22 protein-coding genes, 4 pseudogenes and 1 other annotated feature are annotated in these 23,200 nt (G+C 59.5%); of the genes and pseudogenes, 12 read left to right on the forward strand and 14 right to left on the reverse strand.

Features of this window, described 5'->3' with window-relative positions:
• Nucleotides 1-11: 11 nt before the first annotated feature.
• From ACWAT4_RS08270 to ACWAT4_RS08280, 3 genes and pseudogenes are all read left to right on the forward strand, one after another.
• Nucleotides 12-113: pseudogene (locus ACWAT4_RS08270) on the forward strand (transglutaminase family protein); the annotation flags it as partial.
• A 151-nt stretch (nucleotides 114-264) separates the two neighbouring features.
• A complete protein-coding gene (locus ACWAT4_RS08275) occupies nucleotides 265-390 on the forward strand; it encodes a DUF3606 domain-containing protein (RefSeq protein ID WP_449730306.1) in 126 nt (41 codons plus the stop codon).
• 339 nt (nucleotides 391-729) lie between these two features.
• Nucleotides 730-1,041 (forward strand): hypothetical protein, encoded by a 312-nt coding sequence (locus ACWAT4_RS08280; protein WP_449730307.1) that lies wholly within the window; start codon nucleotides 730-732, stop codon nucleotides 1,039-1,041.
• Between the two features lie 467 nt (nucleotides 1,042-1,508).
• Here ACWAT4_RS08280 and ACWAT4_RS08285 read toward each other — a convergent pair whose 3' ends face one another.
• From ACWAT4_RS08285 to ACWAT4_RS08305, 5 genes and pseudogenes are all read right to left on the reverse strand, one after another.
• Complete coding sequence (locus tag ACWAT4_RS08285; protein WP_449730308.1) at nucleotides 1,509-1,709, reverse strand: hypothetical protein; 201 nt, start codon at nucleotides 1,707-1,709, stop codon at nucleotides 1,509-1,511.
• Between the two features lie 43 nt (nucleotides 1,710-1,752).
• Nucleotides 1,753-2,034 (reverse strand): DUF1488 family protein, encoded by a 282-nt coding sequence (locus ACWAT4_RS08290; RefSeq protein WP_449730309.1) that lies wholly within the window; start codon nucleotides 2,032-2,034, stop codon nucleotides 1,753-1,755.
• Between the two features lie 33 nt (nucleotides 2,035-2,067).
• Nucleotides 2,068-2,364: a hypothetical protein gene (locus tag ACWAT4_RS08295; RefSeq protein ID WP_449730310.1), complete on the reverse strand. Its 297-nt coding sequence runs from the start codon at nucleotides 2,362-2,364 to the stop codon at nucleotides 2,068-2,070.
• Nucleotides 2,357-2,622: pseudogene (locus tag ACWAT4_RS08300) on the reverse strand (hypothetical protein). The gene ACWAT4_RS08295 and the pseudogene ACWAT4_RS08300 overlap by 8 nt, the downstream one beginning before the upstream one ends.
• 384 nt (nucleotides 2,623-3,006) lie before the next feature.
• Nucleotides 3,007-3,252: a DUF6894 family protein gene (locus ACWAT4_RS08305; protein WP_253592951.1), complete on the reverse strand. Its 246-nt coding sequence runs from the start codon at nucleotides 3,250-3,252 to the stop codon at nucleotides 3,007-3,009.
• 189 nt (nucleotides 3,253-3,441) lie between these two features.
• Between ACWAT4_RS08305 and ACWAT4_RS08310 the strand changes: the two genes are divergently transcribed.
• The 3 genes and pseudogenes from ACWAT4_RS08310 to ACWAT4_RS08320 all read left to right on the forward strand — a co-directional run bounded on the left by ACWAT4_RS08310 (nucleotide 3,442) and on the right by ACWAT4_RS08320 (nucleotide 6,360).
• Entirely contained in the window at nucleotides 3,442-3,636 is a 195-nt protein-coding gene (locus tag ACWAT4_RS08310) for a hypothetical protein (RefSeq protein WP_253592948.1), read from the forward strand.
• Nucleotides 3,637-4,318: 682 nt separating this feature from the next.
• On the forward strand, nucleotides 4,319-4,690 hold the full coding sequence (locus tag ACWAT4_RS08315) for a hypothetical protein (protein WP_449730311.1): 372 nt from the start codon (nucleotides 4,319-4,321) through the stop codon (nucleotides 4,688-4,690).
• 1,076 nt (nucleotides 4,691-5,766) lie between these two features.
• A pseudogene (locus tag ACWAT4_RS08320) lies at nucleotides 5,767-6,360 on the forward strand (cell envelope biogenesis protein TolA).
• Between the two features lie 16 nt (nucleotides 6,361-6,376).
• On the opposite strand, the gene ACWAT4_RS08325 reads toward ACWAT4_RS08320, so the two are convergent.
• The gene (locus ACWAT4_RS08325) at nucleotides 6,377-6,640 is read right to left on the reverse strand and encodes a hypothetical protein (protein WP_449730312.1); all 264 of its coding nucleotides are present in this window, start codon (nucleotides 6,638-6,640) and stop codon (nucleotides 6,377-6,379) included.
• Nucleotides 6,641-7,056: 416 nt separating this feature from the next.
• Nucleotides 7,057-7,716 carry a CGNR zinc finger domain-containing protein gene (locus ACWAT4_RS08330; RefSeq protein WP_449730313.1) on the reverse strand — a complete coding sequence of 220 codons (660 nt, stop codon included), beginning with the start codon at nucleotides 7,714-7,716 and terminating at the stop codon, nucleotides 7,057-7,059.
• 179 nt (nucleotides 7,717-7,895) lie between these two features.
• Between ACWAT4_RS08330 and ACWAT4_RS08335 the strand changes: the two genes are divergently transcribed.
• Complete coding sequence (locus tag ACWAT4_RS08335) at nucleotides 7,896-9,074, forward strand: branched-chain amino acid ABC transporter substrate-binding protein (RefSeq protein WP_449730314.1); 1,179 nt, start codon at nucleotides 7,896-7,898, stop codon at nucleotides 9,072-9,074.
• A gap of 328 nt (nucleotides 9,075-9,402) precedes the next feature.
• Here ACWAT4_RS08335 and ACWAT4_RS08340 read toward each other — a convergent pair whose 3' ends face one another.
• Together ACWAT4_RS08340 and ACWAT4_RS08345 are read right to left on the reverse strand one after the other, a co-directional pair.
• The gene (locus tag ACWAT4_RS08340; RefSeq protein WP_449730315.1) at nucleotides 9,403-9,570 is read right to left on the reverse strand and encodes a hypothetical protein; all 168 of its coding nucleotides are present in this window, start codon (nucleotides 9,568-9,570) and stop codon (nucleotides 9,403-9,405) included.
• A 2-nt stretch (nucleotides 9,571-9,572) separates the two neighbouring features.
• Nucleotides 9,573-9,926 (reverse strand): hypothetical protein, encoded by a 354-nt coding sequence (locus ACWAT4_RS08345; protein ID WP_449730316.1) that lies wholly within the window; start codon nucleotides 9,924-9,926, stop codon nucleotides 9,573-9,575.
• 23 nt (nucleotides 9,927-9,949) lie between these two features.
• Between ACWAT4_RS08345 and ACWAT4_RS08350 the strand changes: the two genes are divergently transcribed.
• Nucleotides 9,950-10,288 carry a hypothetical protein gene (locus ACWAT4_RS08350; protein WP_449730317.1) on the forward strand — a complete coding sequence of 113 codons (339 nt, stop codon included), beginning with the start codon at nucleotides 9,950-9,952 and terminating at the stop codon, nucleotides 10,286-10,288.
• A gap of 103 nt (nucleotides 10,289-10,391) precedes the next feature.
• On the opposite strand, the gene ACWAT4_RS08355 is transcribed toward ACWAT4_RS08350, so the two are convergent.
• Nucleotides 10,392-10,982 (reverse strand): hypothetical protein, encoded by a 591-nt coding sequence (locus tag ACWAT4_RS08355; protein WP_449730318.1) that lies wholly within the window; start codon nucleotides 10,980-10,982, stop codon nucleotides 10,392-10,394.
• Between the two features lie 56 nt (nucleotides 10,983-11,038).
• Between ACWAT4_RS08355 and ACWAT4_RS08360 the strand changes: the two genes are divergently transcribed.
• Nucleotides 11,039-11,191: a hypothetical protein gene (locus ACWAT4_RS08360; RefSeq protein WP_449730319.1), complete on the forward strand. Its 153-nt coding sequence runs from the start codon at nucleotides 11,039-11,041 to the stop codon at nucleotides 11,189-11,191.
• Between the two features lie 588 nt (nucleotides 11,192-11,779).
• The gene (locus ACWAT4_RS08365; RefSeq protein ID WP_141937296.1) at nucleotides 11,780-12,013 is read left to right on the forward strand and encodes a hypothetical protein; all 234 of its coding nucleotides are present in this window, start codon (nucleotides 11,780-11,782) and stop codon (nucleotides 12,011-12,013) included.
• A 56-nt stretch (nucleotides 12,014-12,069) separates the two neighbouring features.
• Here the strand turns inward: ACWAT4_RS08365 and ACWAT4_RS08370 are convergent, their stop codons facing one another.
• From ACWAT4_RS08370 to ACWAT4_RS08380, 3 genes and pseudogenes are all read right to left on the reverse strand, one after another.
• Nucleotides 12,070-12,345, reverse strand: a complete 276-nt coding sequence (locus ACWAT4_RS08370) for a helix-turn-helix domain-containing protein (protein ID WP_449730320.1) — start codon at nucleotides 12,343-12,345, stop codon at nucleotides 12,070-12,072.
• A 746-nt stretch (nucleotides 12,346-13,091) separates the two neighbouring features.
• Complete coding sequence (locus tag ACWAT4_RS08375) at nucleotides 13,092-14,792, reverse strand: site-specific integrase (RefSeq protein WP_449730321.1); 1,701 nt, start codon at nucleotides 14,790-14,792, stop codon at nucleotides 13,092-13,094.
• A 509-nt stretch (nucleotides 14,793-15,301) separates the two neighbouring features.
• Nucleotides 15,302-16,373 (reverse strand): annotated as a pseudogene (locus ACWAT4_RS08380) (IS3 family transposase).
• Nucleotides 16,030-16,146 (reverse strand) — a sequence feature (AL1L pseudoknot). Its footprint overlaps the pseudogene before it by 117 nt.
• A gap of 397 nt (nucleotides 16,374-16,770) precedes the next feature.
• Here ACWAT4_RS08380 and ACWAT4_RS08385 point away from each other — a divergent pair.
• Together ACWAT4_RS08385 and ACWAT4_RS08390 are read left to right on the forward strand one after the other, a co-directional pair.
• Nucleotides 16,771-18,462 carry a tannase/feruloyl esterase family alpha/beta hydrolase gene (locus ACWAT4_RS08385; protein ID WP_449730322.1) on the forward strand — a complete coding sequence of 564 codons (1,692 nt, stop codon included), beginning with the start codon at nucleotides 16,771-16,773 and terminating at the stop codon, nucleotides 18,460-18,462.
• A 463-nt stretch (nucleotides 18,463-18,925) separates the two neighbouring features.
• Complete coding sequence (locus ACWAT4_RS08390; protein WP_449730323.1) at nucleotides 18,926-21,424, forward strand: helix-turn-helix transcriptional regulator; 2,499 nt, start codon at nucleotides 18,926-18,928, stop codon at nucleotides 21,422-21,424.
• A gap of 162 nt (nucleotides 21,425-21,586) precedes the next feature.
• Here ACWAT4_RS08390 and ACWAT4_RS08395 read toward each other — a convergent pair whose 3' ends face one another.
• Nucleotides 21,587-23,038 carry a helix-turn-helix domain-containing protein gene (locus tag ACWAT4_RS08395; protein ID WP_449730324.1) on the reverse strand — a complete coding sequence of 484 codons (1,452 nt, stop codon included), beginning with the start codon at nucleotides 23,036-23,038 and terminating at the stop codon, nucleotides 21,587-21,589.
• Nucleotides 23,039-23,200 lie beyond the last annotated feature (162 nt).

Below are 23,200 nucleotides of genomic sequence, written 5' to 3' on the forward strand. Positions count from 1 at the left end.
CGCACTTCAGTTTGATCGCATACGAGCGCGACGCCGCTGATGTTCCCATTACCCAGACATTCGGGCAGAATTCTCTGGTTAGCTTTAGGGTCTGGACTGACGAGATCGCGTAGTGGATTGAACGATCGCCCATTCTTGTAGTGGGCCACTCGCCGAGCGATTTCCGGTTATCCAGCGCAGGTTACGAAAATTTCCGCAGCCCGAATAGGGACGTCACATGGATAAGCTGACCAGGCGGGGCAACCTGACCGCAGCAAGATCAACATGGACGAGGATTATGAGGTCAAATATTGGACCCGCCAACTCGGCATCACGCGCGCTCGCCTACAGCAGGTAATGAACAAGGTAGGCAATTCTGCTGCTGCAGTCCGCAAGGAATTGATAAGGTGAGATTGAACCGGAGCATTCTTGCAGGGCTGCTCCTCCTTGTTGATGTTGCGCTCACGATAAGCCTGTCGGGACTGCTTGTCGGTCTTCTCAGGCTGGTTTGGTGACAAATTCGGACGCTTCGTTGCGACTGTTCTTATAAGCCAAGTTCTCGCTCTAGCACTACTTTGGTAGATTGTTCATTTTGTCGCGTTTTTGATGCCGCCATGAGGGCCGCCCGGAAGATCGCACGAGAGACCGGGCGCGCCGTCACTGTCCGCAGTGAGGATATGCGCTTGATCGGTTCGATACCGCCGCCGATGACCCATTGAAGCAAGGTATGTCTCCGGGAGTTCTCCATGGGTGAACGGAGTTCCGGTCAAACCCTTGCTGGCCAGACGAATTCTACAGGAACGCATCCATGGCGGCCCCTGTTATCCCGGTATCACCGACAACTACACCGGGCGCCGGTGGCAGAGAGACCGGTTTGCGCTCCCGCCTTTCACGGACTGGGAGCGTGTCATGTGCGAAAAATGCGTCGAACTTGACGGCAAGATTGCGCATTTAAAAGCGCTGTCCCCGAATGTAACCGATGAGCTGACCTTAGCGGGGATGGCCCTTCTGACCAAACATTACGAAGATCAGAAGCGCGAATTGCGTCCCGAACAGAAGTAAACCCGCCTCAGTTGGCGGAATGGGAAGAATGGGCCGACATCCCCCAGTTTCGGGACTTCGAGCAATCGGTAGAAACGAACCCGCGAGAGTTTCGTTTGTAAGGACATCACCGGCACGAAGTCCTTGGGCGCTGGGGGCTGAGAGACGCGATGCGCTCCCGCCTCTAACGGAACGGGAGAGCCAACCATGATCCGTTATTTCTTCGACATCCGAGACGATGGACATCTCTACCCTGTCTCGCACCGCGGCGGTTGAATCCTGGCGGCGGAAGGCTCGATCTTTGATCATCCCTGGCACTCCATCATTCCTGAGTTATGAGACGGGACTGGGAGACGCGACTTCGACTTAGGCCTCGGTGCGTTCGCCGTCACCGGCCGCGGCCTTACGAGTCTTGACCTCGCGCCGCCTTCGTCGAACGTCCTGGTGTCATTCCGGTTCCTAGCGACAGTGCTTCCGTGCTGAAGTTGCTAGAACAAACTGTCCGTCGCCTTGTCGAGCCGTCTTAAGGAGCCGCCGCTTTCGTTGAGGTGACCGACCAGTTCACCGGAGAGCCGATAAATCCTGCTGCCCTTCAGGTCGTAAAGCTTCCGCCCCTTAAGGTCGAAAATAGCGGAATCGATCACCACGGCGACGTGCACGCCATCACTGTTGACTATGTCGCCCTTCAAGCGTGGTCTCCCTTGGTTTCGCGACCTCGGTGGCCTGCGACCCTTACTGCTTCCTGAAGTCGATGCTTCTTAGGATGATCCCGGCGGGCACACCTTCGAACTCGCCCGCCATGTATTTGACGGTGGCGCGGGCTTCAATGCGCGCTCGGAGTCGCATGAACTGTGCTTCGCGCTCGCTCGATGCTGCGCGTCCCGCGCCTTCCAGCTCATCCATTGCGGAGGTCGAGATCGCGCAGGGGACGACCTTCGCGCCGTCGCGCATCGAGAACTGGACGATCATGCGGTCGTACTCGAAACTGGTGAAACAAGCTTGTTCAAGTGCCATGCGACTAATCCGTTGCCGTTGGCCGAAGCCGGCTCAGCCCTGCCCATCGAGCCGGGCAAAATCCGCCAGAATCGCCGCGACGAGATCGCGATGCCTTGTGTCGTCAGGCAACAGGCTCGCAGCGTAGATATTCAGCACGTACCGTGCCTTGGCGGCGGCTTCCGGCCAAGAGGTCGCGGCGACCGACATGAGTCCGCTTTCCAGCACGCTTTGCCGTTCGCGCAGCTCCCGCGCACGGCCTTCGACATCCGTCATTGCGCGGCGGATTTCCGTCGCCTTCTGCGCCGCCATCCCGCGATGCTTGTCGAGATCGAGCGGTTCGTCACTCATCTGGCATGCTCGCGTCGATCCGTTGTGCATCCGCCAGATCGACCGGACCGATGGAAAACATCTCCATCCTGGCGCCGTGCGAGGCTGCCGGCACGATCATCATGGTCGCACGCGGCGATAAGACGCGAAGGAAAGCCCTTCGATCATCTCCTCGTCAGTGATGACCTCGTAGCGTCCGGCAGGGAGAGGGTGATCGATACCTCTGATCTGGAACGAATGCTTGAAGGTGACCACTTCCCGTCGCGAGCGAGTTTTCATTTACGCCCGCCTTTTACCAATGCTCGGGCGCCGATGTCGGCTCGCCCATAAGCAACCATGCGCTCTTTCAGCCGCATTAGCCACCGCTTTCTCACCGTCCGATGTCGCGGCGCGGAACGCCTCAAGCGCTCGTTGTTCCGCCGAAGGACGCGTCATGACGTCCCATAACCGCCAATTCGTCGGCATCCATCGGTCACTGAGAGTTAAGTTTGCTCCCGCCAAAGACGAGGAGCGTCCATTTTCATAGCTTCGCGTAGGTCCACTTTATTGTGCCGCCGGTGGTCGCCCCACTGTTTCTCCTGCTTTTGATTACTGTGATAGCTCTGTTGCCCGCATCGGGCGTTGGCCGACCCCTCGCACCGAGCGAGAGGCGGATATAGGGCCTCACTGGAAACGTCTAATCTCGAAGGTGAACGTCGCCCGTAAGACCGGTCCATCTTCGTCACGAACGTTGATTGCAAGACGGCGGGCAGGAGCATCGATAGTGCAGCGTCGAACTTCATCCTTGGCCAAGTGTGCCAGCGCCAAGGTTGCTTCGTGATGCATAGCCTCCAGCGAAACGAGATCTATCCCCTGTTCGTCGGGGATCATCTCGTCACCTTCGCGCTGATCGAAAAAGTACCTACGCATGCAATTGCTCCCGAATAAGGCGGGAGCGCTGTAGCGTCTCTCTGTCACCGGAAAATGCCCAGGTCGGATCGGTGATGGTTGCCAAGCTAGCCGACTTCCAAGCATTCCTCAATCTTGGACGATGGGTCAGTTCGGATTGTGGTGAGGTTCGGGCTGGTATGTTGACCGGCCAGGGTGCATACTCGACGAATGAAAAACCGCATCGGCTGGACGACTTGCCCCTCCATTGGCGGCAAATACGCAGTGGCCGAACTGCTTGAGGGTGGTGTAGTCGGCAATGGACTCATCACCTTCGCCACCAAGGCGCAGGCCCAGGAATTCATTGATTCTGGCCAGGCCGATGAGCTGGGGTCGCGTGGTTTCGTCCCGAAAAGCAGCGAATGACCACGCGCGACGAATGGACCGTAGACCTTGAGTGTCCACGTTGTGGGAGGCTCGACGTGGCACGTCTCTCACAGGCGGATGGCTACGCCTATGTGAGGGGGGACATCGCTACACGCGCCGATCATGTGCCGGCCGGGTTTGCCTGCATTGATCCGGAGACCAGCAGCTTTCAGTGCTCGAAATGTCAGGTGCTAATACCGTGATGTTGCTGCCGCGAATGAGCGACAAGCGAGCCATCGCTATTCTTCGCGAATTGCACACTGCGGAGGAGTGTTTTGTCGGGATGGTCGTCGCGCTGACCGGCGGTGACGGGGCATGCCACATGGTGCTTCGCAAAGCGGGCCAATCGTCGAGGACTTTATCCGATGAGCAGTGGAAGTAGCCAACGGTCGCAATCCCTCTCCAGTAGCGTTCACGACACGAGTGACAACCTGCGTGCGCAGCCCGCCGCAGAGCAGAACGCCCTTTACACCATCAAGCTAGCCATATAGCGTCCGCGTACAGGTTAGCAAAATGCTCACCTCGAAGCTGCCCATGAAGTAGCGACTTCCGAAGTCGCCGCCAGTCGTCGTCGTAGCAGCAGCTCACGTGCCATCGGAAGGCGCAATCATAACATTGTGTTTATCACAGCGCCCCAGCGTCGCAGGTGCGTCTCTGCGCGCGCTCAAGAAAGGCGACCTTCATGAAACCTCCTGCAATCTTGCAAGGCGAGGCACGGACCCGCTTCCTTCAGGGGATTGCCTTCGGCGCGGTGGCGACCATGGCGATTGGATTTATCTGGGGCGGTTGGGTCACAGGGGAAAGCGCTAGAATCATGCGCACTACGGCGGAGACCAGCGGCCGGATGTCCGTTCTGGTACCGCTTTGCGTCGCTCAGTTCACAGCCGCGGACGGCGCTCTCGCCAAATTCAAGGCGGCAAGCGCTTATTCCAAAGAGAACGTCGTCAGCGAATTCGTGAAGAATGTGGCATCCACCAGCATGGATTACTCGTTCGCAAAGGCTTGTGCCACCGGGATCGAAACGGAACTCGCAAACGCAGCGACAAAGAGTTGACGAGCGTACCAGCAAGCCGGGTCAAGGATTGCGACCCGAGATTGCCATTCGTGCTTCATGAGGTGCGGATGACGCCGGCTCGATTCTGTGCGCTAACGAAGCGGAGGCACCCGCGACGGCAGCCGATGAAGCCGAAACGTGACGAATCGCAGGTGCGTCAATCTGAGCTCAATTGGTCGGATCGAGACTGCGCGTCAGGAAATGCATAGCTGGTCGGTAGAAAATGGACGACGGTCCTGAAGAGCGGTCACGATGTCGCGCCAGACGCACTTTCTCGTTCAATCCTTTGACCCTGCGAAAGGCGATCAGTTAAAGGCCGATGCGCCAATTGCGTGCCGGAGCGAGGAAAGTGCGCGTCAACTGCCGAAAGGCTTGCCATGAGCAAGGCAGGCGTCGTTGCCTTCCCGACAAGCTCGGATACCGAGACGGGCGACTACGACGACCAGCCGACTGTGTTCTTTCGAGCAGGTAGGGTGCCGGCTGAGTTCGACTCGATGCCTTGATGTCTATTTTGCGTCACTGCTTCTTCAGCAATGAGGACTGGCGTGCGTTATGTCTGAATCGAGAAAGATCGAGACAATTGCGGCGGCGGCCGAACCGAAAGATCGGACCATGGCAGCAAACTCTCGATTTCAGCGAGATGGTGGCGCAACGATCAGTGCAGGAGCCTGCGACGGGACAAGTGATATTTTATGCCCGTTGGCTCTTCTCGAAAAGTGTCGGATGGGAGTGGCCTTCCTGGAAGTAGATTTTGGTTTCGTAACCATGCGCCAATCGACCACATGCGTAAAAAGGGAAATTCGATGCGAAGTATTATTGCAGTGTTGGCTTTGTTTGCATGTGTGCAAAGCGCCATCGCTAGGGTGTGTCGCGGCCCCGAATATTGACCCCTTTCGGCTTCCAACATTGACCCCGGCAAACCGCTTTGATCCGAAATGGATTGAGCCACTTACTGCGTAAGAGGCGGGGTCAACCTTGGGCGCCGGTCGGGGGTCAAAAGCCACGCCGATCCACACAAGAACACCCCGTATGCGTCATGGTACCACAAGATGACGCCATTTCGCAGTTGAGCCTTCATGCCGCGCAAACTGAGGACCTACCAGACTTCGCTCGGATTCGACGATCTCGCAATCGCGGCGCCATCGATGAAGGCCGCCCTCGAGGCCTGGGGCGCCGGCGGCAATCTCTTTCATCAACGGGCCGCCAGAGCAACCGATGATCCCGAGGTCATCGCCGCGACTATGGCGAAGCCGGGCGTGGTCCTGAAGCGCCCGGTGGGATCTAACGGACGCTTCGCCGAGCATGCCGAACTTCCCGATCTAGACGGTGAGCCGAGAGCGCCGTAGAAGGTCCGTCATTCGACGAAGCGACGGGAGATCAGCGTCGAGGAGTCGCGCAAGGCCGCTGCGGAGTTCGAGCGCGAAGAGAAGCGCCGGGATGCTCAGCGCCGCAAGGAGGAGGCGGCTCGGGAGAAGGAGCAGGCCAAGCGCGAGAAGCTAGTCACCAAAGCGCAGGCGGCGCTGGACGCTGCCCAGCGGGAGCATGACGAACGGTCGCGAAACCTCGAAGCCGAGCGGCGTGATCTCGAGAAGCGGATCGAGGCGGAGGACAGGCGCTGGGAAGCCCGGAGGGAGAAGCTCAAGGATGCGGTGCGCCGCGCGAGGGAATAGGCCCATCACAGGGCCGCTATCCGCCCAGACATTCCGGACAGGTGTCGCCGATCGAATCCAGTACGTCCCGGACTTCCTCGGCGGCGTCGGTCGGCGAGCACCCGGTCGGCGGATCCTGCCTGGCGATCTCAAAAGCGCGTTCACGGGCGTGCGGGTCGGCCCGGTCCTGCATCCAACCGTGCTCTTCGCACTCGCGGACAGCGCTGGCTTGCTGCAGCACGGAAATGGCCCATCCACGAAGGGTCCTTATGGCGGGCCGTCGTTCCTTGGTCATCAGCATCGCGTTGGCTCCTGCCGGGGGCGAATCCTTACGACCCGGTGCTCGTTCCGGGCGGTTAGCACGGGGCAGGGATTCGCAATCGGCAGGGCTGCGGCTTGTCCACCTGTTCCGCACCGACTGTGCAGAACGCTATGCTTGCGGCGCGGGGTCTAGCGAGCAAAGGTCGCGAGAGTTAGTCATTCCCGTAATCAGGACTCGTACTCCATCTCTCGCTCTTGTCGATCCTGTAGCCCGTGTCCAGCCCGGCAGCGGCGATCTCGGCGCTGCTGTAGAGGGATAGATCGCACGTCGGGCAGCGAAATTCCTCCCCTGCGAACTCTCGGTCAACGATCTCCCAGATGGCGTACTCGTCGCGTTCCTCGCTGATGTCCTCACTGGTCTGATGCGGGTGCCGCGCGTTTATGACGGGAGATCATTCAATCTTGCCGCGGCGTGCGTCTCTGCCTGTCGCGGGCGGCCCGCACCTTGGCACGATTGCCGCAGACGCGCATTTCGCACCAGCGGCGGACGTTGTTCTTGGTGGTGTCGAAGAATAGCCAGCCGCATTCCTGGCCTGCGCAGCGCCTGGTGCGCAAGAGGTCCTTTTCCATGAGCAGTGTCAGGGCCGACAGCGTGATCGGACCCAGGATCGCCGCTTCGATGTCGCGACGCGGATCAAAGACCCAGATGTAGCTGCCGAGACGCATCCGCATCTCGGCGTGGCGCAGATTCGCAGCGTGCGCGGCTGAGAGCAGGTCGAGCAGTCTGGCCGAGACCGGACGTTGCTCGGCGAGCGCGGTGCCGATCGTCCAGATCAGCTCGCGCAACTCGATCGCGCGTTCGAAGATGCGGCGCGCCCGACGCGGATGGCCTGACAGCGTGGAACGTATGTGGGCGCAGTCGGAGGGCGGCATTATGCGGGCGTGCTCGACCCACTGCATCAGCGTGTCGAAATCCCTCAAGTGCTCCTGGTGGGCCGGCAAGCCGCGCGCCGAGGACGTGTTGGTGAAATCCCATGCCAGTTCCCCGCCGACCAGATCGAGGCTGCCGGCACGTGAGGGCGGGAGCACGGTTCTGGTCCGGCTATGGTTGCTCATGTGTAACCATCAAACTGCGTTTTGGGAGCCCGCGCTGATCTACCGCGCAACGAAAGCGCCCCATCTCAGGCGTTTTCGCGCGGCGGCGCAAGGGAGGAAATGTAACCGTCTATCGATGATTGACGGGAAGCGAGGTGCGTGACAGCCTGTGACCGGCAAAACGTCGTTTGGAGGTTACCATGACCCGTTGTCGCGGCGCTCTCCCCCTGCTTGTGTCCGTTCTTGTTGGGTCTGTGGTTGCCTTGGCGGTCGCGGCCCCCGCCGCCGCGCAAATGGCCGGCATGGAGGTCAAGATCGGCATTGGCGGGCCGCTGACGACGACCTCGGCCGGCTTCGGCGTCGAGATGAAACAGGCCGTCGACCTCGCCGTCGATGAGCGCAACGCGGTCGGCGGCATCGCCGGCGCCAGGGTGTTGGCCGTGGCGGTGGACGACAAAGCCGACCCCGAAGCCGGCAAGGCGGTGGCCAAGGGCTTTTGCGATGATCCGGCCATTCTGGGCGTGGTCGGCCACGTCAACAGCGGCGTTGCCATCGCGACGGGGCAGATTTACGCGGACTGCTCGTTTGCGGTGATCACGCCGATGGCGTCGAACCCGAAAGTGACCGAGAGCGGCTTTGCCACCGTCTTCCGCCTGACCAACCGCGACGACAGGAAGGGGCCGGGTCTGGCACGCTATCTGATCGAGAACATGAGCAAGAAGCGCGCGCTCGTGGTCGACGACGGCACGTCCTATGGTGTCGGACTGGCCGATCAGTTCGTCGCCGGTTTTGGCAGCGGCGGCACGGTGGTGGCGCGCAAATCAGTGAAGGTGGGCGAGAAGGATTTTGCCGATTTCGTCAAGTCGTGGCCGAAGGATTTCGACGTGGTGTTCTTTGCCGGCATTCGCGAAGGCGCGCTGATCCTGAAAGAGATGCGCGCAGAAGGACTGACGCAACTGTTCACCTGCGGGGACGGCTGCTGGGACACCAAAGCGTTCATTCAGGCATCCGAAGGCGCCGCTACGAAAGCAGAAGGTGTTCGCATTCTCTCCGCCGCGCCCGCGATCGGGACCGTTCCCGGCAGCGCCGAGTTCGGCGCGAAATACACGGCGAAGTACGGGCCGATCAACAACTATGCGGCAAGCTCCTACGATTCGGCGCGCGTGCTGATGGTTGCGATCGCTGATGCCGCCAAGGCGAAGCAAGGTGTGCCGACGCGCGCCGATGTCGTGGCGGCGCTTCGCAAGCTGACTTTCCAGGGCATCGCCTATGCGAGGCCGGTGCAGTGGACCGAGAAGGGCGACAACAAGTCCGCCGTGATCTTCGTCAATGCGGTCGAGGGCGACCATTTCAAGCCGATCGATCAGATCCGCGAATAGGGATCGTTGCCGCGCCGTGGTCCCTGATCTGGCGAACCAGGGTGACGAACTCCGCAGGGAGCAGGGTGGTCATAGACCTCCACGGTCTTCATAAGGTTCATTACGCGAACCGTGTCTCTCGCGACGAGTTCGCCTGGCCGTGTTCCGCAGGCGCAGCGCCCGTAGGGATGCAGAATCGAATCCAGCGCGAATGACTCAGATCCAGCCAAGATCGAAAGAGGCTCCCCCTGCGATATTCGCATAAGGAGGCATCTCCGAAGAAGTGTCGGCCCTACTCGAAGAACTACTGTCGTTTCTCGTTCGATCTGAGTCTTTCTGCTTCAATCGGCTACTGTCGTCGCGACTGGACGATCCGGTCGATGAGCTCGTCCGGCATCTCGTCGATGCCAAGAGCGAACTGCACGTTGGGCGAGCCGCAGCGCGGGCATTCGTGCCGCCTCGGATCGTAGGTGAACTCGCCTTCCCGGGCGCAGGCGCGGCAGCGAAATCTGGCCATCGCTATTCCTCCGCCGGGGTCCACCAGAAGCCGTCCTCGCAGACCGCCCACTCGCGTGCGGCAGCGATCCAGAGGATCTCTCCGGTGACGCATACCGTTCCGTGGCTCTTCCCGACCAGGCTCGTCGATGGTCCCGTGCCCGTCTCGATGCCCATCAAGATCGTGGCCGGGCTGTAGAACTCTTCCTCATCCGGATAGCGGATCAGATCGATGCCGAACCGCGCGCGCCGCAGCGTCCGTTGGGAGATATCCCGGTCGATCTCGTCCGGATATCCCGGGCGCCAGCCGGTGCGGCACCGATCAGCGAGGGCTTCGATCTTGAGACTGGCGGTCTCAGCATGAACGATGGCCGGCACCACCCGTTCGGCTGTTCGACTTCATGCAGGACGAACCGAAGGATGCTGGCCCTGGTCTCCTCCGAGACATTGCCTTCCCAGCCGATGCGCAGGATCCCGAACTTCTGCTTGATGCGGTGCCAATAGAATCGCAGCGTGCCGAACTTTTCCTTGATTTGCGTGGCTTGAAACGTCCCGCCCTCGGCCTGGACCGCCGTCCGGATCCGGCCGCAGCACCGCTCCAGGAGGTCGCGCCAGCCGTTGCCGACCTCGGGCCAGCCCTGCGCCAAGGGCGGATCGCCGACCGGGTGGAAGATATCGGGATAAGCGTCAACCAGCTTGGCCCGCCAATCGTTGGAATTGACCATCGAAGTGTCTCGTGACGAAAAGAGTTGTGCCTGTCGACGAGCCGGCGAATGACATCGATCCGGTGATCGCTACCGGAGTGCGGACCCGGCTCTTTCGTGCAGCCGTCGAGGTGTCTCTCTAACGCTCACGCACCACGCTGCGCGGCCCTAAGGGGCCGTCGTGGATCTCGATTTCCACCAGCCCTTCGCACGCCAACGCACACACGGCGGCGAAGATGTCGCAGCACGGGCGGGCGCGCTCCTCGATTTCAAGTATCGTTTGCGGGCCATCTTCGGCGAGCGCCGCTGCGATCTTCAGTCGGTCCCTGATAGATACGTGGAAGCGCGCGTTGGACCAGACTTCTCGCACGTTGGAGTAGATCGGCTCGCGTCTGATGTCCTCGGCATCGCGTTCCAGAAGGCGCAGCCCTTCCGACGTCAGCACCTCGCTGAGTCGCTGGTAGTCGGCTGCGGATCGCTGCGGTCGCCTTTCGCAGACGGCGAGCAGGAAATCTCCGTCGATCCTTTGCAGCACCACGCTCATCAGCGTGGGCGGCGTACCATATGGGTTCGGAGCCTTCCGATACTGAAGCGCGCGTACCTGCGCATCAAGGCTCGCCTCCTGGAGCGCGTCACGGAGGAGGAGGCTTTCAACGGGAATGGCGACCTTGCATTTCGGGCCGGAGAAGGTGGTCGATGTTGCCTTGCGAAGGGGTTGGTTGCCATGCATGACACGGTGTCCTGAACGCGTTGGCGGAGCAGACGGCGACGTTCCGGACGACGGTGATGATCGATGAACATGAGCGCGTTCCTTCCATAGGTGAATTCGAAAAGACCGATTTCGGCGGACCGCGCCGGACAAGCGAAGCCGAGTACGAGCGAGGTCTGGTTGCCCAGGACGAGCGCTTTCGATGTGCTGAATGCGAGGCGAACTTGTGAGTGCGTCAGTTCAACAACAGTGCTGTTCTGCCGGGTCGCATGCTGTAGGACCCAAATGTCAAGAGGCCAGCTCGGAGGTTTGGTCGATGACACGTTAAAGCGTGTCACAAAATTGCGCCAAAGATATGGCGGTCAGCCACCACAGCGGAAAATCGTGCGAACCGCAATGTTGGGCGACGCCGACGGATCCCTGCGGCGTGGTGGCAGGGGCCGTAGCGTGTGGCGGTGCCACTCGCGCACACCACTCCAGTAGCAACCGTCCTCGTTCTCATAGACGCCGCCCGCGTTCGGCCGACAGTTCGTTCCAATCCCCAAGCTTCAACACGATAATCCGAGGTTTGACTGATCTGGGTCTAGCCAATCCAACACGATTCCGAAAACGATCTTTCCTCCCGGTTCCACTGGCGCATACGATGACACGCTATAAAGTGTCGAAGATCTGACTGATCAACCAGCTAAATTTCGGCTATCCTGATGATCGTGTTGAGATCGTGGTGATCCAGCGATCGTGCAGCTCGGATTATCGCGTGATATTCTCTAGGTTGGTGCAGCCGCCTTCTCCCGCTTTGTGTGATCGAGGATCTAGCTATGCCAAAGCCGGTTCAAATCGACGCCGACCTGTACGCGCGCGCGGCCACTGCGGCATCGCGCGAAGGAAAACACGTCGAGACTTACATAAACGAGCTGCTCCAAATGCAGCTGAGAGATGTGGAGAGAATGCACGAGATTGTTAGGGATCTCGATGAGATCGCTGGAGACGATGCCGAAGAGGCGTGGATTCTCCGCGGAAACTCTACACGGGCAAAAGGCTCAGGCTCGTGAGGCCTCCAACACGACAATCCGGATAGCCCAAATTTCCGCGCCAAATGGGCGGTGGCTCAGGAATGCCCGGATCCGACCCGCGGATCGCCGCTGTTCGCCGCGAACAAGCCGGCAAGATCAACGTCCAGCGCGATTGCAATTCTAACAAGGGAGTCCAGCGTTACGTTGGCCTCCCTGAGCTCGATCTGGCTGACCAGCGCCTGGCGGACCCCGGCTCGTTCGGCCAGATCCCGCTGGCTCAAGTTCGATAACTGCCGCCGCTCCTTGACCCTGCGGGCCAGCGTCGCCCGCAGCTGCGATTGAGCCTCAAGGAAGGATTCAGATGTCGCCAAGCGCTCACTCCCGGAATCCTTGGTTTGGAAGGACCGCAGTTTGACATGTTAGGCGAGACGGCGCCACATTTCCGACCGAGCATTTCGTCCGTCCCCGACTTCAAATAGCAGAGTCAAACGGACGGCCACAGGTCTCCAACCCGGCTCGGCCGCAAATGTGCAACAGTCGCTTTTCGCTAGGTCAAATGAGATCGGCGAAATCTTTGGGAATGTAGCGTTCCTCGATGAATTTTGATCGACATGAGCAGGGTCGAACGAATCCTTGCGGTGGATGAAAAATTCGATTGCATCGTTGAAACGAACATCGAAAGGCTGCGGAGGATCGATGCCGTGCTTGCCCGAGGCGGTAGACTCACTCTAACCAAGAACCAGCTACCAAGTTCGTACGTGAGCCGAAGATGCCAAAGCCGAGCCGAAATCTGCCCACCAGCGGTTACGCAATCATGATCGATGGCCTTGTGAAGACCGAGTTCGCGACGAGAGATGGGGGTGGAGATCGCGGCGCGGGATCTGAAGCGGCGATTTCCCATGCTGCAAGTCAAAATCTACGATGCGGTCGCTGGGCAGATCGTGGCGTGAGTGCGTCTTGACCGTCCGTCACCGTTTGTACGCGTCCTAGTCCTTTTCTGTTCCGCAGTGAACAAATGCGGTCGCTGGGGCAATGCCCTCGGCGAACGGCCGAGCGCTGGACTCGGGTCAGGAGGGCCGCCGGTGTTTCCGACAGCGGCGGTCCGGCAGCGCCAAGTTCACGCGCTGCGAAGCCGCCCTTGGCGTTGCTGCCGTTTGCCGCGGTTTGCCGCCGGTCGTGAACCGCGGTCGCGGCGAGGCTGCGAGCGGCCCCGGTGCTGCTGCGGTCCTGGGACCTGCGGCAGCTTCGGCAGCGGCCAGCCGAGCTTCGCCGGGCTGTTCGGGTCGAGTTCGTGCGGCATGGGCAACGTGCCGCCGGCCTTGACATAGGCCAGCAGCACCGCGTCGCTCCACAATTTCATCGCCTCGGTCTTCAATGGCATCTCTTGGCTCGTGAGGTAGAACTCCCGCGTGACCTCCGACATCTCGTCGTCCGGATCGCTGCGGTCGTGCGGCAGGACATGGCCGAGCAGGGCCGACACGGCCGCCCCCGAGACCTTGTCGGGATGCTCCTTCAGGAAATCTGTTCCTATAGTCCGCACGAGGTGGGGCCAGAAGCGCGGCAGATCCCGCAAATAGTTTTCCGTGTACTCTCCTTTGCTGTTCTTCTTCCTGCCGCCCATGGCGCGCAAATGCGCATTCAGGCTGCTAGGATAGAGCCCGAGATCCGGGTTTTGGGGGTGATTGCGGCGGCTCCTTCTTCGGGAGGAGGCGAACATCCAATCGCTTCTGCTGCGCAGGCCGCGCTTCTTGGCGATGAGCGCTTCAAAATCTCGCTCGCAACAGCGTACGATGTGCAGCAGGAAGGGCGGGATCGGGAGCATGAAGCGCCGCTTGTTCTTGACGCCCTCCGCGGGCCATTCCGCCGTGCCCCAGGGTTGAGCGGCCGTGGAATACAGGTTCAGCGGATCGACATATTGCAGCTTGCTCCGCCTGAGCTGGGTGCAGGTGTATTTTCGGTTGAGCGTGAACACCAGCCACCACAGGCTGGCCCGGACTGCAGGCGAGACTTTGCGGTTTCCGCTGCGGCCGGCGCAATAGCGTTCGTGGATGACGAGCAGCTGACCCAGCGCCTCGACCTTGAACGCCGCCCTTGCGGCGTTGAATTCGCGATCGCGGTCCTCCATCTCTTCGATTTCATCGGCGGTCGGCTGCGGTGGTTTGATCTCCTCCCACCAGGGTACGACGCCGACGAGTCCGCTCTCGATGGTTCGTTCGGAACGGGCCCAGGTCAGCGCGGCCCGCACCCAGGCGAGTGTCTTGCAGCAGGCGCCGTGCCCTCGCTCGCGGTGGACGGCATCGAGCAGTTCGATCAGGTCGACGTCGGTCAGATTGGTCAGCCTCTTGGTCTGCCAGGCGGCGAACTGGGGCTTGTCGAAGCAACCTGCGATGTCGCTCAAGGTGCTCGGCGCCGGCGGTTTGACGCGCTTGCCCTTCTTGCGCTTGACGCGTCGCGAGGCCTGGAATTGGCGGTCGAGGTCGGCCCAGCTCCACCCCTTTGTGTGCGGGCGTCGGCCCGACCGCATCGCATAGTAGCGCGCGCCGGCGATGTCGCGCGCCTTTTTCACAGTGAGATAACTGTCGTCGCCAGGCTCGCGTTTGGCGTTGCCGATCCGCTGCATCCGCGGCTTGGCCCGGACGAACCAGCCGATGCGGGGCCCTCGCTGGCGCAGGATCAAATAGCGCTGCTGCGTGTCGCAGTAGTCGTAGACCTCTTCCGAATCCTTGGCGCGCGCCGCACGGGTCAGCGCCGCGGTCACGGTCGCGTCGCTGATCAGGACCCGCGTCGACTTCTCAGGCGGTTTGCGTGCGCGTGACATGGCCACCTCCATGGCCCCTGCCCGTAGCGCTATCGTAGCACCAAGGGCCGGGGAGGGGCGGAAAATCACCCGTGCAAGTCCCTGGCGGCGTGCAGTTTTTACCACCTTTTCGGCCGAATTGGCGCAAGATACCCGCCCCAAGGACTCATCAAGGATCCAAACCGTTAGAGCACGGGAATCATAATCCTGGGGTCGGGGGTTCGAGTCCCTCTCCCGCTACCATATTGATCTTGTTCGTTATTCATCAAATTCTCGGCGTTACACCTTCTCCGCGTCGACCGCTTGAAAGTCCTCCTCGTACAAGATTCGTAAGAGTTGCAACTGGCGACCGCAGACTTCTGCAGCGGGTTTGGCTTACCTTAACCCCAGCATGGTGGATGATGCCGATTGACGCCCAGCCCCTGGGGTTGGGCCGAGATCACATTCGGCTGCAGGCGAAAAAGACTCTCGGAAAAGCGACCGGATCAAGTTGAACCGCCCCGGGATTGCCGGAGGCCTTTTGGTTTAAGTTATGCCGCCCTGGCCGGTTGTTCCAGCATGGCGCAATAGCGTTGCTCGGCTTCGGCTGGCGGTATGTTGCTAATGGGCTGAGGAGCCGCGGGTTGTTGAACCAATCGACCCATTCGAAGGTTGCGAACTCAGCGGCCTCGAAGTTTCGCCATGGTCCGCGCCGATGGATCACCTCGGCCTTGTAGAGACCGTTGATGGTTTCGGCGAGAGCGTTGTCGTAGGAATCTCCGACGCTGCCAACGGAAGGCTCGACGCCAGCTTCAGCCAGGCGCTCGGTGTACTTGATAGAGACGTATTGGCTCCCACTATCGCTATGACGATCCTGCGGGCATAGGCGTCGATCACGAAGGCGACGTAGACGAAGCCGCTCCAGGTCGCGACATAGGTGAACTCGGAGAGCCAAAGGACACCCGGCCGCGGCGCCCTGAACTTTCGGTTGACGTGATCCAACGGGCATGGTGCGGCCTTGTCGCTGACTGTAGTCTTGACGGATTTTGCCGCGGATGTCTCCTTGCAAGCCCATGTCCCGCATCTGTCGCGACACTGTGCAACGGGCAACATCGAAGCCTTCGCGCTTGAGCTGCCGTCAGGCCTTGCGCACGCGATAGATCCGGAAGTTCTCATCGAACACGCGACGAACCTCGATCTTCAGCCTGATATCCTGCCTGCCGCGTGCCGACAGCTTGTCCGGATCGCGCCGCCTGGCCACATGGGCATGGTAGGTCGAGGGAGCGATCGGCAAGACCTTGCAGATCGGCTCGACCCCATGCGCCCCACGATGATCGTCGATGAAGGCGATCATGGCTCGGACCGGCGGTCGAATTCCGCCATCGCAAAATAAGCGCTTGCCTTGCGCAGGATCTCATTGGCCTGCCGGAGTTCGCGGTTCTCTCGCTCGAGGGCCTTCAGCTTCTCGGCCACGTCGGTCGGAACGCCGGCCTGCTGCCCGCTGTCGATGTCGGCTTTCTTCACCCAGTCATGCAGCGTCTGCGGCGTGCAGCCGATCTTGGCCGCAATGGAGGTCACCGCCGCCCAGCGCGAGGGTTGCTCGCTCGCGTGATCCAGAACCATCCGAACCGCACGGACCCGGACCTCGGGTGAAAAACTTGTTCGTCTTAGCGATGATTTCGGCCCGAGCGGCGATCATAGCTGTTCTTTCTTAGATCGATCGCAAGCCACCGGGTGTTGCGAAAGGCACCCTGAAGCCGACCTCTCACCGGGGCCGAGATCCTATTCTTTTGCGGGCGCGCAGTATGATCGGTCCGGTGAACGTGGATCTCACGACGCGCACTCTATCAAGATCGCCAGCACCTTCATTATCAAAAAGATGCCACGCCAATGCTGCCGCGACGATCGTCGGATTCCCACCAACGGCGATCCTGTCCCGGGAGCGGCATCGTCGAATCCGACGATAGGAAGAATATTCTGATCCGTATATGACGCTAAAAAACAACATTGGGAGGGATTGATGCGTTCCGAGAAAAATCCACGCTCGGCCTTGGCTATGTATTCGAGCGTTTCGCTGGCCGTGCTTACAGCAAGCATTTCGTCCGCGGCAGCTGCCGCGCCGACCTGCTCAAACCTGGTGCTTCTGACACTCCCCAATACGACCCTTTCCTCAGCCCAGTCCTATTCCGCTGGCCAAACTCTAGCACCGGGTGTTGTAGCGCCCGTCGATCTATGCCGGGTGGTTGGCATGGCCACGCCGACGGCGGCCTCAAACATCAATTTCGAGGTCTGGTTACCCAACTCGAATTGGAGCGGTCGATACCAGCAGGTTGGTAACAGTGGCTTGGCTGGAACTGTTCCTGCAATTTTCATGTCCTTCGGCGCAAGCAAGAACAATGTCGTCGCAGGCACCGACGACGGCAGCAGCCAACTGCCGGGGCAGCCAGCGGGCTTGTTCGGTCAATCTCGCGACAAGCTTGAGGATTATGAATCGCGCGCGGTGCATATGACGAACGTCAATGCCAAAGCGCTCATCCAGGCCTTCTACGGCAAGGGACCCCAGTACTCATACTTCACCGGCTGTTCAAAGGGCGGAGGTGAGTCTCACTTTTCTGCGCAGCGTCATCCCGACGATTTCGATGGAATCCTAGGCGGCGCAGCTACAAATAATTCGACGGGCCTGATCACTGGTTGGGCTTTGAACGTTCAAGCTGTTCAGCTCAATACTCCAGGTTTCGTGCCGGCAGCCAAGGTGGCGGGTGCGCTGATTCCGGCTATGGATCAACAATGCAAGCATGCCAAGGCGGTGCCTACGGACCGCTTCCTCTCCTATCCCGACAAGTGCCGCATCGACTTCAGCAAGCTGGTCTGCACTGGCGCGTCCAACAACAGTTGCTTGACCTATCCGCAGATCAATGGTGTCAAGGCGGTGCTTGAGGGCCCCCGCACCAGCTACGGCCGTCAAATTGCGCCTGGCTACGAACCTGATTTCGCGGGGTGGGTGGGCACCATCATCAATGACGCTCAGACACCGCCGGCAACGCCCACTACATCGCAAGCATTCTTGGATACCGCCGTCTTCAGCTATTGGTTGAGACCGCCCGTCACCTTGGCGGGGTTCAACTTCGACACCGATTGGCAGGGGTTCGTAAACGATCTAGGAAAAATTGTGGATGCGGTAGATCCTGATCTTCGGAAATTCAAGGCGCGCGGCGGCAAGATGATTCAGTATGCTGGTCTCGCCGACCCGCAAGTGACCCCCAAGTTCGCGATTGATTATTACAACTCGGTCGTCGACTTTAATCGCAAGAATCGAGATGGTCGTGGCGAGAATAGAGATCGCAACGACGGAAATGGTCAGGGCGGCGCCAATCCACTCACCGAGACGCAGGATTTCTACCGCCTGTACCTTGTTCCCGGCATGGGTCACTGCTTTGGCGGGGAAGGACCAAATTACTTTGGCTCGTTTGATGGCGGGCTGCCGGGTGGCAACCCCGGAAGCGATATTATTGCAGCACTCGAATATTGGGTCGAGAAAGGGAGCCCACCTCATGCAATTGTCGCCTCAGGAACGAACAACGCTTTTAGTCCTAGCAAGCCGTTTACGCGGCCACTATGTCCCTATCCGCAAATAGCGGTCTATACCGGCGTTGACACCAACGATGCAGCGAGCTTTGAGTGCCGGCCCGATTCAGACCACGACCAGCACTGAAAAGAGTCAGGACGGGATTCGGTAAATCCTGACGACCACCAAGTCGAAACGGGGGCGCTCGAAATCTCAAGCCCCCGTTCCTGACAACAAGGCCCTAATCGCCCTACGTCAATGATATGGCGAGACCTGATCGAACTCGCGTTAGAATTCTGAATCGACGCAGAAGACAGAGCGTCCTTGTTGATCTGGAGCGATCGTGATTTGATCAAATGCACAGCCAAAACTCATTCCGCTGTGCGGTGCGTCAATGACCAGAGAAAACAGGAAGTTGGACACCCGGATTGGAAAGAAAGACCCATCTGGCGCTCTACCAAGCCCTCCGGACTCCTCTGGGAGAGTCGATCGCCCAGTCGGAAAAGATGCTCAAGTTGCGCGACGGAACGTCATAAGCGCTGTTTGTGATAGCAGCTGGGCGGAGCTGGTTCTGCTGCAAGCGCCTGCGGGATTTGGCAAGACAACCGCAATGCGGCAGCTTCGGGAACGCCTAGAGAACGATGGTGTTACAACCGCTTGGTTGACGCTTGATCTTGCTGATAATGACGTTGTGCGCCTTCTTGCGTCGCTTCGTGCTTCTCTAGAACGCATCGCCAAAGGGATCTCAAGGGCTGATCCTGCTGCGGCGCTTGGTAAGATTGCGGCTCGCGGAAATCCCGTCGCTCTATTTCTTGATGACTGTGAGGTGCTTCATGATCCCGCCGCGTTGTCGGTTGTTCGCGAGCTTATTGAGCGTCTGAACGGATCTGTTCGGATCTTTATGGCATCCCGGAATCTTCCTCAGTTCGGGTTGGCCAAGCAGCGCGCAAGAGGACATCTCCTCGAGATGTCAGCGGAGAACCTAAGGTTTCATTTGAGTGAGACGGAGGAGTATCTGCTCCAGGGTCGGCAGCTGGATCTTTCGGCGGACCAAATTGGCTTCCTGCACCAGAGGTGCGAAGGCTGGATTGCGGCCATTTGGCTCGCCTCTCTCTCCCTGGCTCAGCAAAAGGATGTAGCCCGCTATCTCGAACGATTCTCGGGATCTACTGAGGTCATTTCCGAATTTTTGGCAGAGGATGTCCTTGCAAGTCAACCGGAGGCCGTTCGACAATTCCTGCTTCGAACCAGCATTCTTAGGCGATTGGAGTTGCCCGTATGCCAAGCCCTTCTGTCCGGGATGAACGCCGGCGAGCTACTTGAGGCCGTCAAAGAGCGCAACCTTTTCATAGTGGCCGCTGGAACGGAGCAACGCTCGTATAGGTATCACAATCTGTTCGTCGACTTCTTGAGAGAACGGTTACTACGAGATCACCCGCACGATGTACCGCTTCTCCACCTCGCTGCTTCGGCTTGGTATGACAGCCACGATCGACCGATCCCAGCGATTGATCATGCTCTTGAGGCGGGCGATGATGCCCGAGCACTGTCGTTGCTTGATCGTTGCGCTCCTCGCCTTCTCGAACAGGGGCGATTTCGAACCCTTGGCAGATGGTTCGATGTAATCTCTCTTGAAAAGCTTCATGGATACCGCGTTCTAGCCGCTATCTCGGTTTGGGCGACGCTCTTCACCCGCGGGGCGGACAAAGCCGCAAACCGGCTGACTCTAATTCGGCAAGGCGAGGGCAATCATGTTCCCTGTCTTACAGGATATATGAATACCTTGACGCCATTGTTGCTAGGAATTGAAGACCGCTACGAAGAGGCTGTTCCAGCCGCCAAGGCGGCCTTGGCGCGACTTCCTACCGCGAACTCGTTTGCCGATGGCGTGCTATGTAATGCCGCCGCCTACCTATTTTCTGTCGCTGGAGAGGAAGTGGAAGCACGTCAGTTGCTGGAGGCGGCAAGGTGCTCAGGTGCAGAAAGCCCCTTCGTTCAAATGTATAGCGAGTCGCTGAGTGGACTTTTGGCCTTTCAGGCTGGGCGGCTTAGCGAGGCCATTAGCCGGTTTAAGTCCGCGCTGGCGACCACCGACAACACGCACAACGATCTAACCGGCAATGCATGGGCAGGTATCCTGTATGCCGTAGCGCTTTATGAGCGCAATAATCTAGAAGGCGCCAAGCGGTTGCTTGACGTGTACATGCCAGTCGCTTTGGAGGTCGGACTTCCCGATCATATCATCTTGGGACACGCGATCCGCAGCAGATTGGCCTACCTGAATGGCGACATCGATCAGGCTTTTGGGACGCTCGTTGGCATGGAAAATGTGGGTTATGCCCGCAAACTACCCCGTCTTGTAGCCAGTGCGAAGCTTGAGCGAGCCCGGTTGTTCCTGCTTCAGGAGAATCCTGACGGAGCACGAACGGAGCTGGAACGCGCAAGCGACTCCGAAGTGTGGTCGCGCACTCGAGACAAGTGTCTGCTCGCACATGAGACTGAAGATATTCTGATTGGACATCTTCGGCTAGAAATCTGGACCGGACGTACGGGACTGAGTATCTGCGCGGTTGACGAGGAAATTGCTCGGTGTGCGAGCCAGGGACGACATCGACGTGCTTTGGTGTTGCGGCTACTGAAGAGCCTCTCACTGCAACGAAGCGGCAAGCCGGCAGCCGCAATGGACGTCCTTGCGGGCGTTCTCCGGCAAGCCAGTCGAGAAGGGCTCATGCGCCTTGTTCTAGATCAGGGTGAGCCGATCATGCGCCTCGTCAGGCGATTTCAAGCACTGCAGCCAAAGGGGGCATCGAAGACCAGCGATCCGATCCTGCTTGGATATCTGAAAGAGCTGGTGCAGGCCTCAGGTGAGGCTTACGTCGAAGCAGAAAATCTCGATGGCGTGGATCATCTCATAGAACCATTGACGCCTAAGGAAATCGAAATTCTTGAGCGCGTCGCCGAGGGGGGCTCTAACACGCACATCGCCGCGAAGGTTGGCGCGACGGACAGCACGGTCCGCACGCATCTTCGAAACATCAACCGGAAGTTGGGAGCCCGCGGCCGAGCAGAGGCGGTCGCAATATCTCGTCGCTTGGACGTAATTCGCTAAGAGCGTGGTTCTGGGTTTCTCGGTGCGAAGTTTATTTCGACTTCTCCGTGTCCCATGTCTGCGCGGCAATACCTTCCTGACGAAGGATATGCTTCCGATCTTTGGACCGCTCCGTCGAGCGGGATCTGTCGGCAGGCTGTCGCCGGGCCGGCTCCTGTGCCGTCATCTGATGCCGCCGGTTCGCGAAATCTTGGTGTCGATTTGGTACGGGACGACGCCTCTTTCGACTGTACCCACGTCGAGTGGATGTCCGATCGGCGGTAGCGCGCGGTGACGACAATCTTTGCGTTCGCAGGCTCTGCATCCTGGGCCGATGGGATCGGTCGCATCCAGGTCGTCCAGGTCCAGACCTTTCGAGTAAACCGTCTCGTTTGCATAGGCAATTTCGCACCCGAGTCCGACCGCAACGGCGCGCGGGCGGCTAAGATAGGAGCCTGCCGAGAGACTCACGGTTCGAGCCAAGGAAAGATACCTCGTTCCGTCCGGCGTGGCAGCCAATTGTATTAAGATGCGGCCAGGCTGCGAGAATGATTGATGCACGTTCCAGAGGGGGCAGGGACCTCCGAAGCGGGCGAACTGGAAGCGAGTAGCGCTGCTGCGCTTTAGCACATTTCCGGCGATGTCGATCTTCAAGAAGTAGAACGGAATTCCGGGCGAACTCCGACGTTGAAGCGTGCTCAAGCGATGGCAGACCTGCTCGAAGCTCGTGCCGAAGCGCCGCTGAAGGCGCTCGATGTCGTACCGAACTTCGCGCGCGGTGGCGAGGAATGATTCGTACGGCATGACAAGTGCACCGGCAAAGTAGTTGGCGAGAGCGACACGCGCCAGCGACGCAGCCTCCTCATTACTCAGTCGAGCCTGTCTGATTTGGCGCTCGATGCTGTCTCGCTGTTCGAGCAGACCGATAACGTGAGCGATCCAGAACAGCCGGCTTTCTACGGGGGCATTTTCGGACAGAAATAGGGTCTTTGCGTTGTTATCGAGCCGCCAGATCATCCCCTTACCAAGATCCTCTCGAGCTTGGCCCGTTCGGATCCCATACGCGTCGCGCAAGTACTTGATGAAGTCTTCGTTGCGGTTCTCGGGATGGAAGTCTCGTGCCTCAGCGAGTCTTTCGGCGGCGCGGTCAAGCGCATCGAAATAGTTTCGCTTCGATTGCACCCAGTCCCGGACCTCATCGTAAGGAAAGCGGCTCGCAGCTCCCACGTCGCTCTGCGCGACGCGCGTTTGCAGGGAACGATGCTCCTCTTCGAGCGCGAGATAGCCTCGATAGAGATGGAGAAAACGCTGCGCGATGTCAGGTGCGACCCGGACGGCCGCGCTCGCCTCGTCGGTCGAGATGGCTGACCCGAAGAGCGGGTCGCTGGCGCTTTCGCGAAGTTCGCTTGCGAGCCGCAAGTCGTCATCGGCTGCGAAATAGTTCGGTTCAATGCCGAGCAGCCGGCTGAGCCGCATCAGCAGCTTGCGCGTGATCGGCCTCTGATCTCCCTCCATCTGGCTCAGATAGCCAGCCGAAATGCCAAGAGCGTCCGCGAGTTCGGCTTGTGTTGTCCCGCGTTGTTCGCGCATCCGCCGCAGCCGATCGCCGGCAAAGATCTTGTGGTGCCTGGTCACTTTACATACTTTACAAAAAGTATCGGGCCGTCAGCAGTTTTATGCACTTATTGAGCCCCCCCTGAGCGCCAGTTTGCTAAGTTTGCATACATTCGGGTGAGGTGCAAAGGCCTCGATGCTCCGGCATAGAGAACTGGCCTACCCGCCCAATTTGGAAGTTCG

The sequence above is a fragment of the Bradyrhizobium sp. T-1 genome (genome assembly GCF_053592855.1).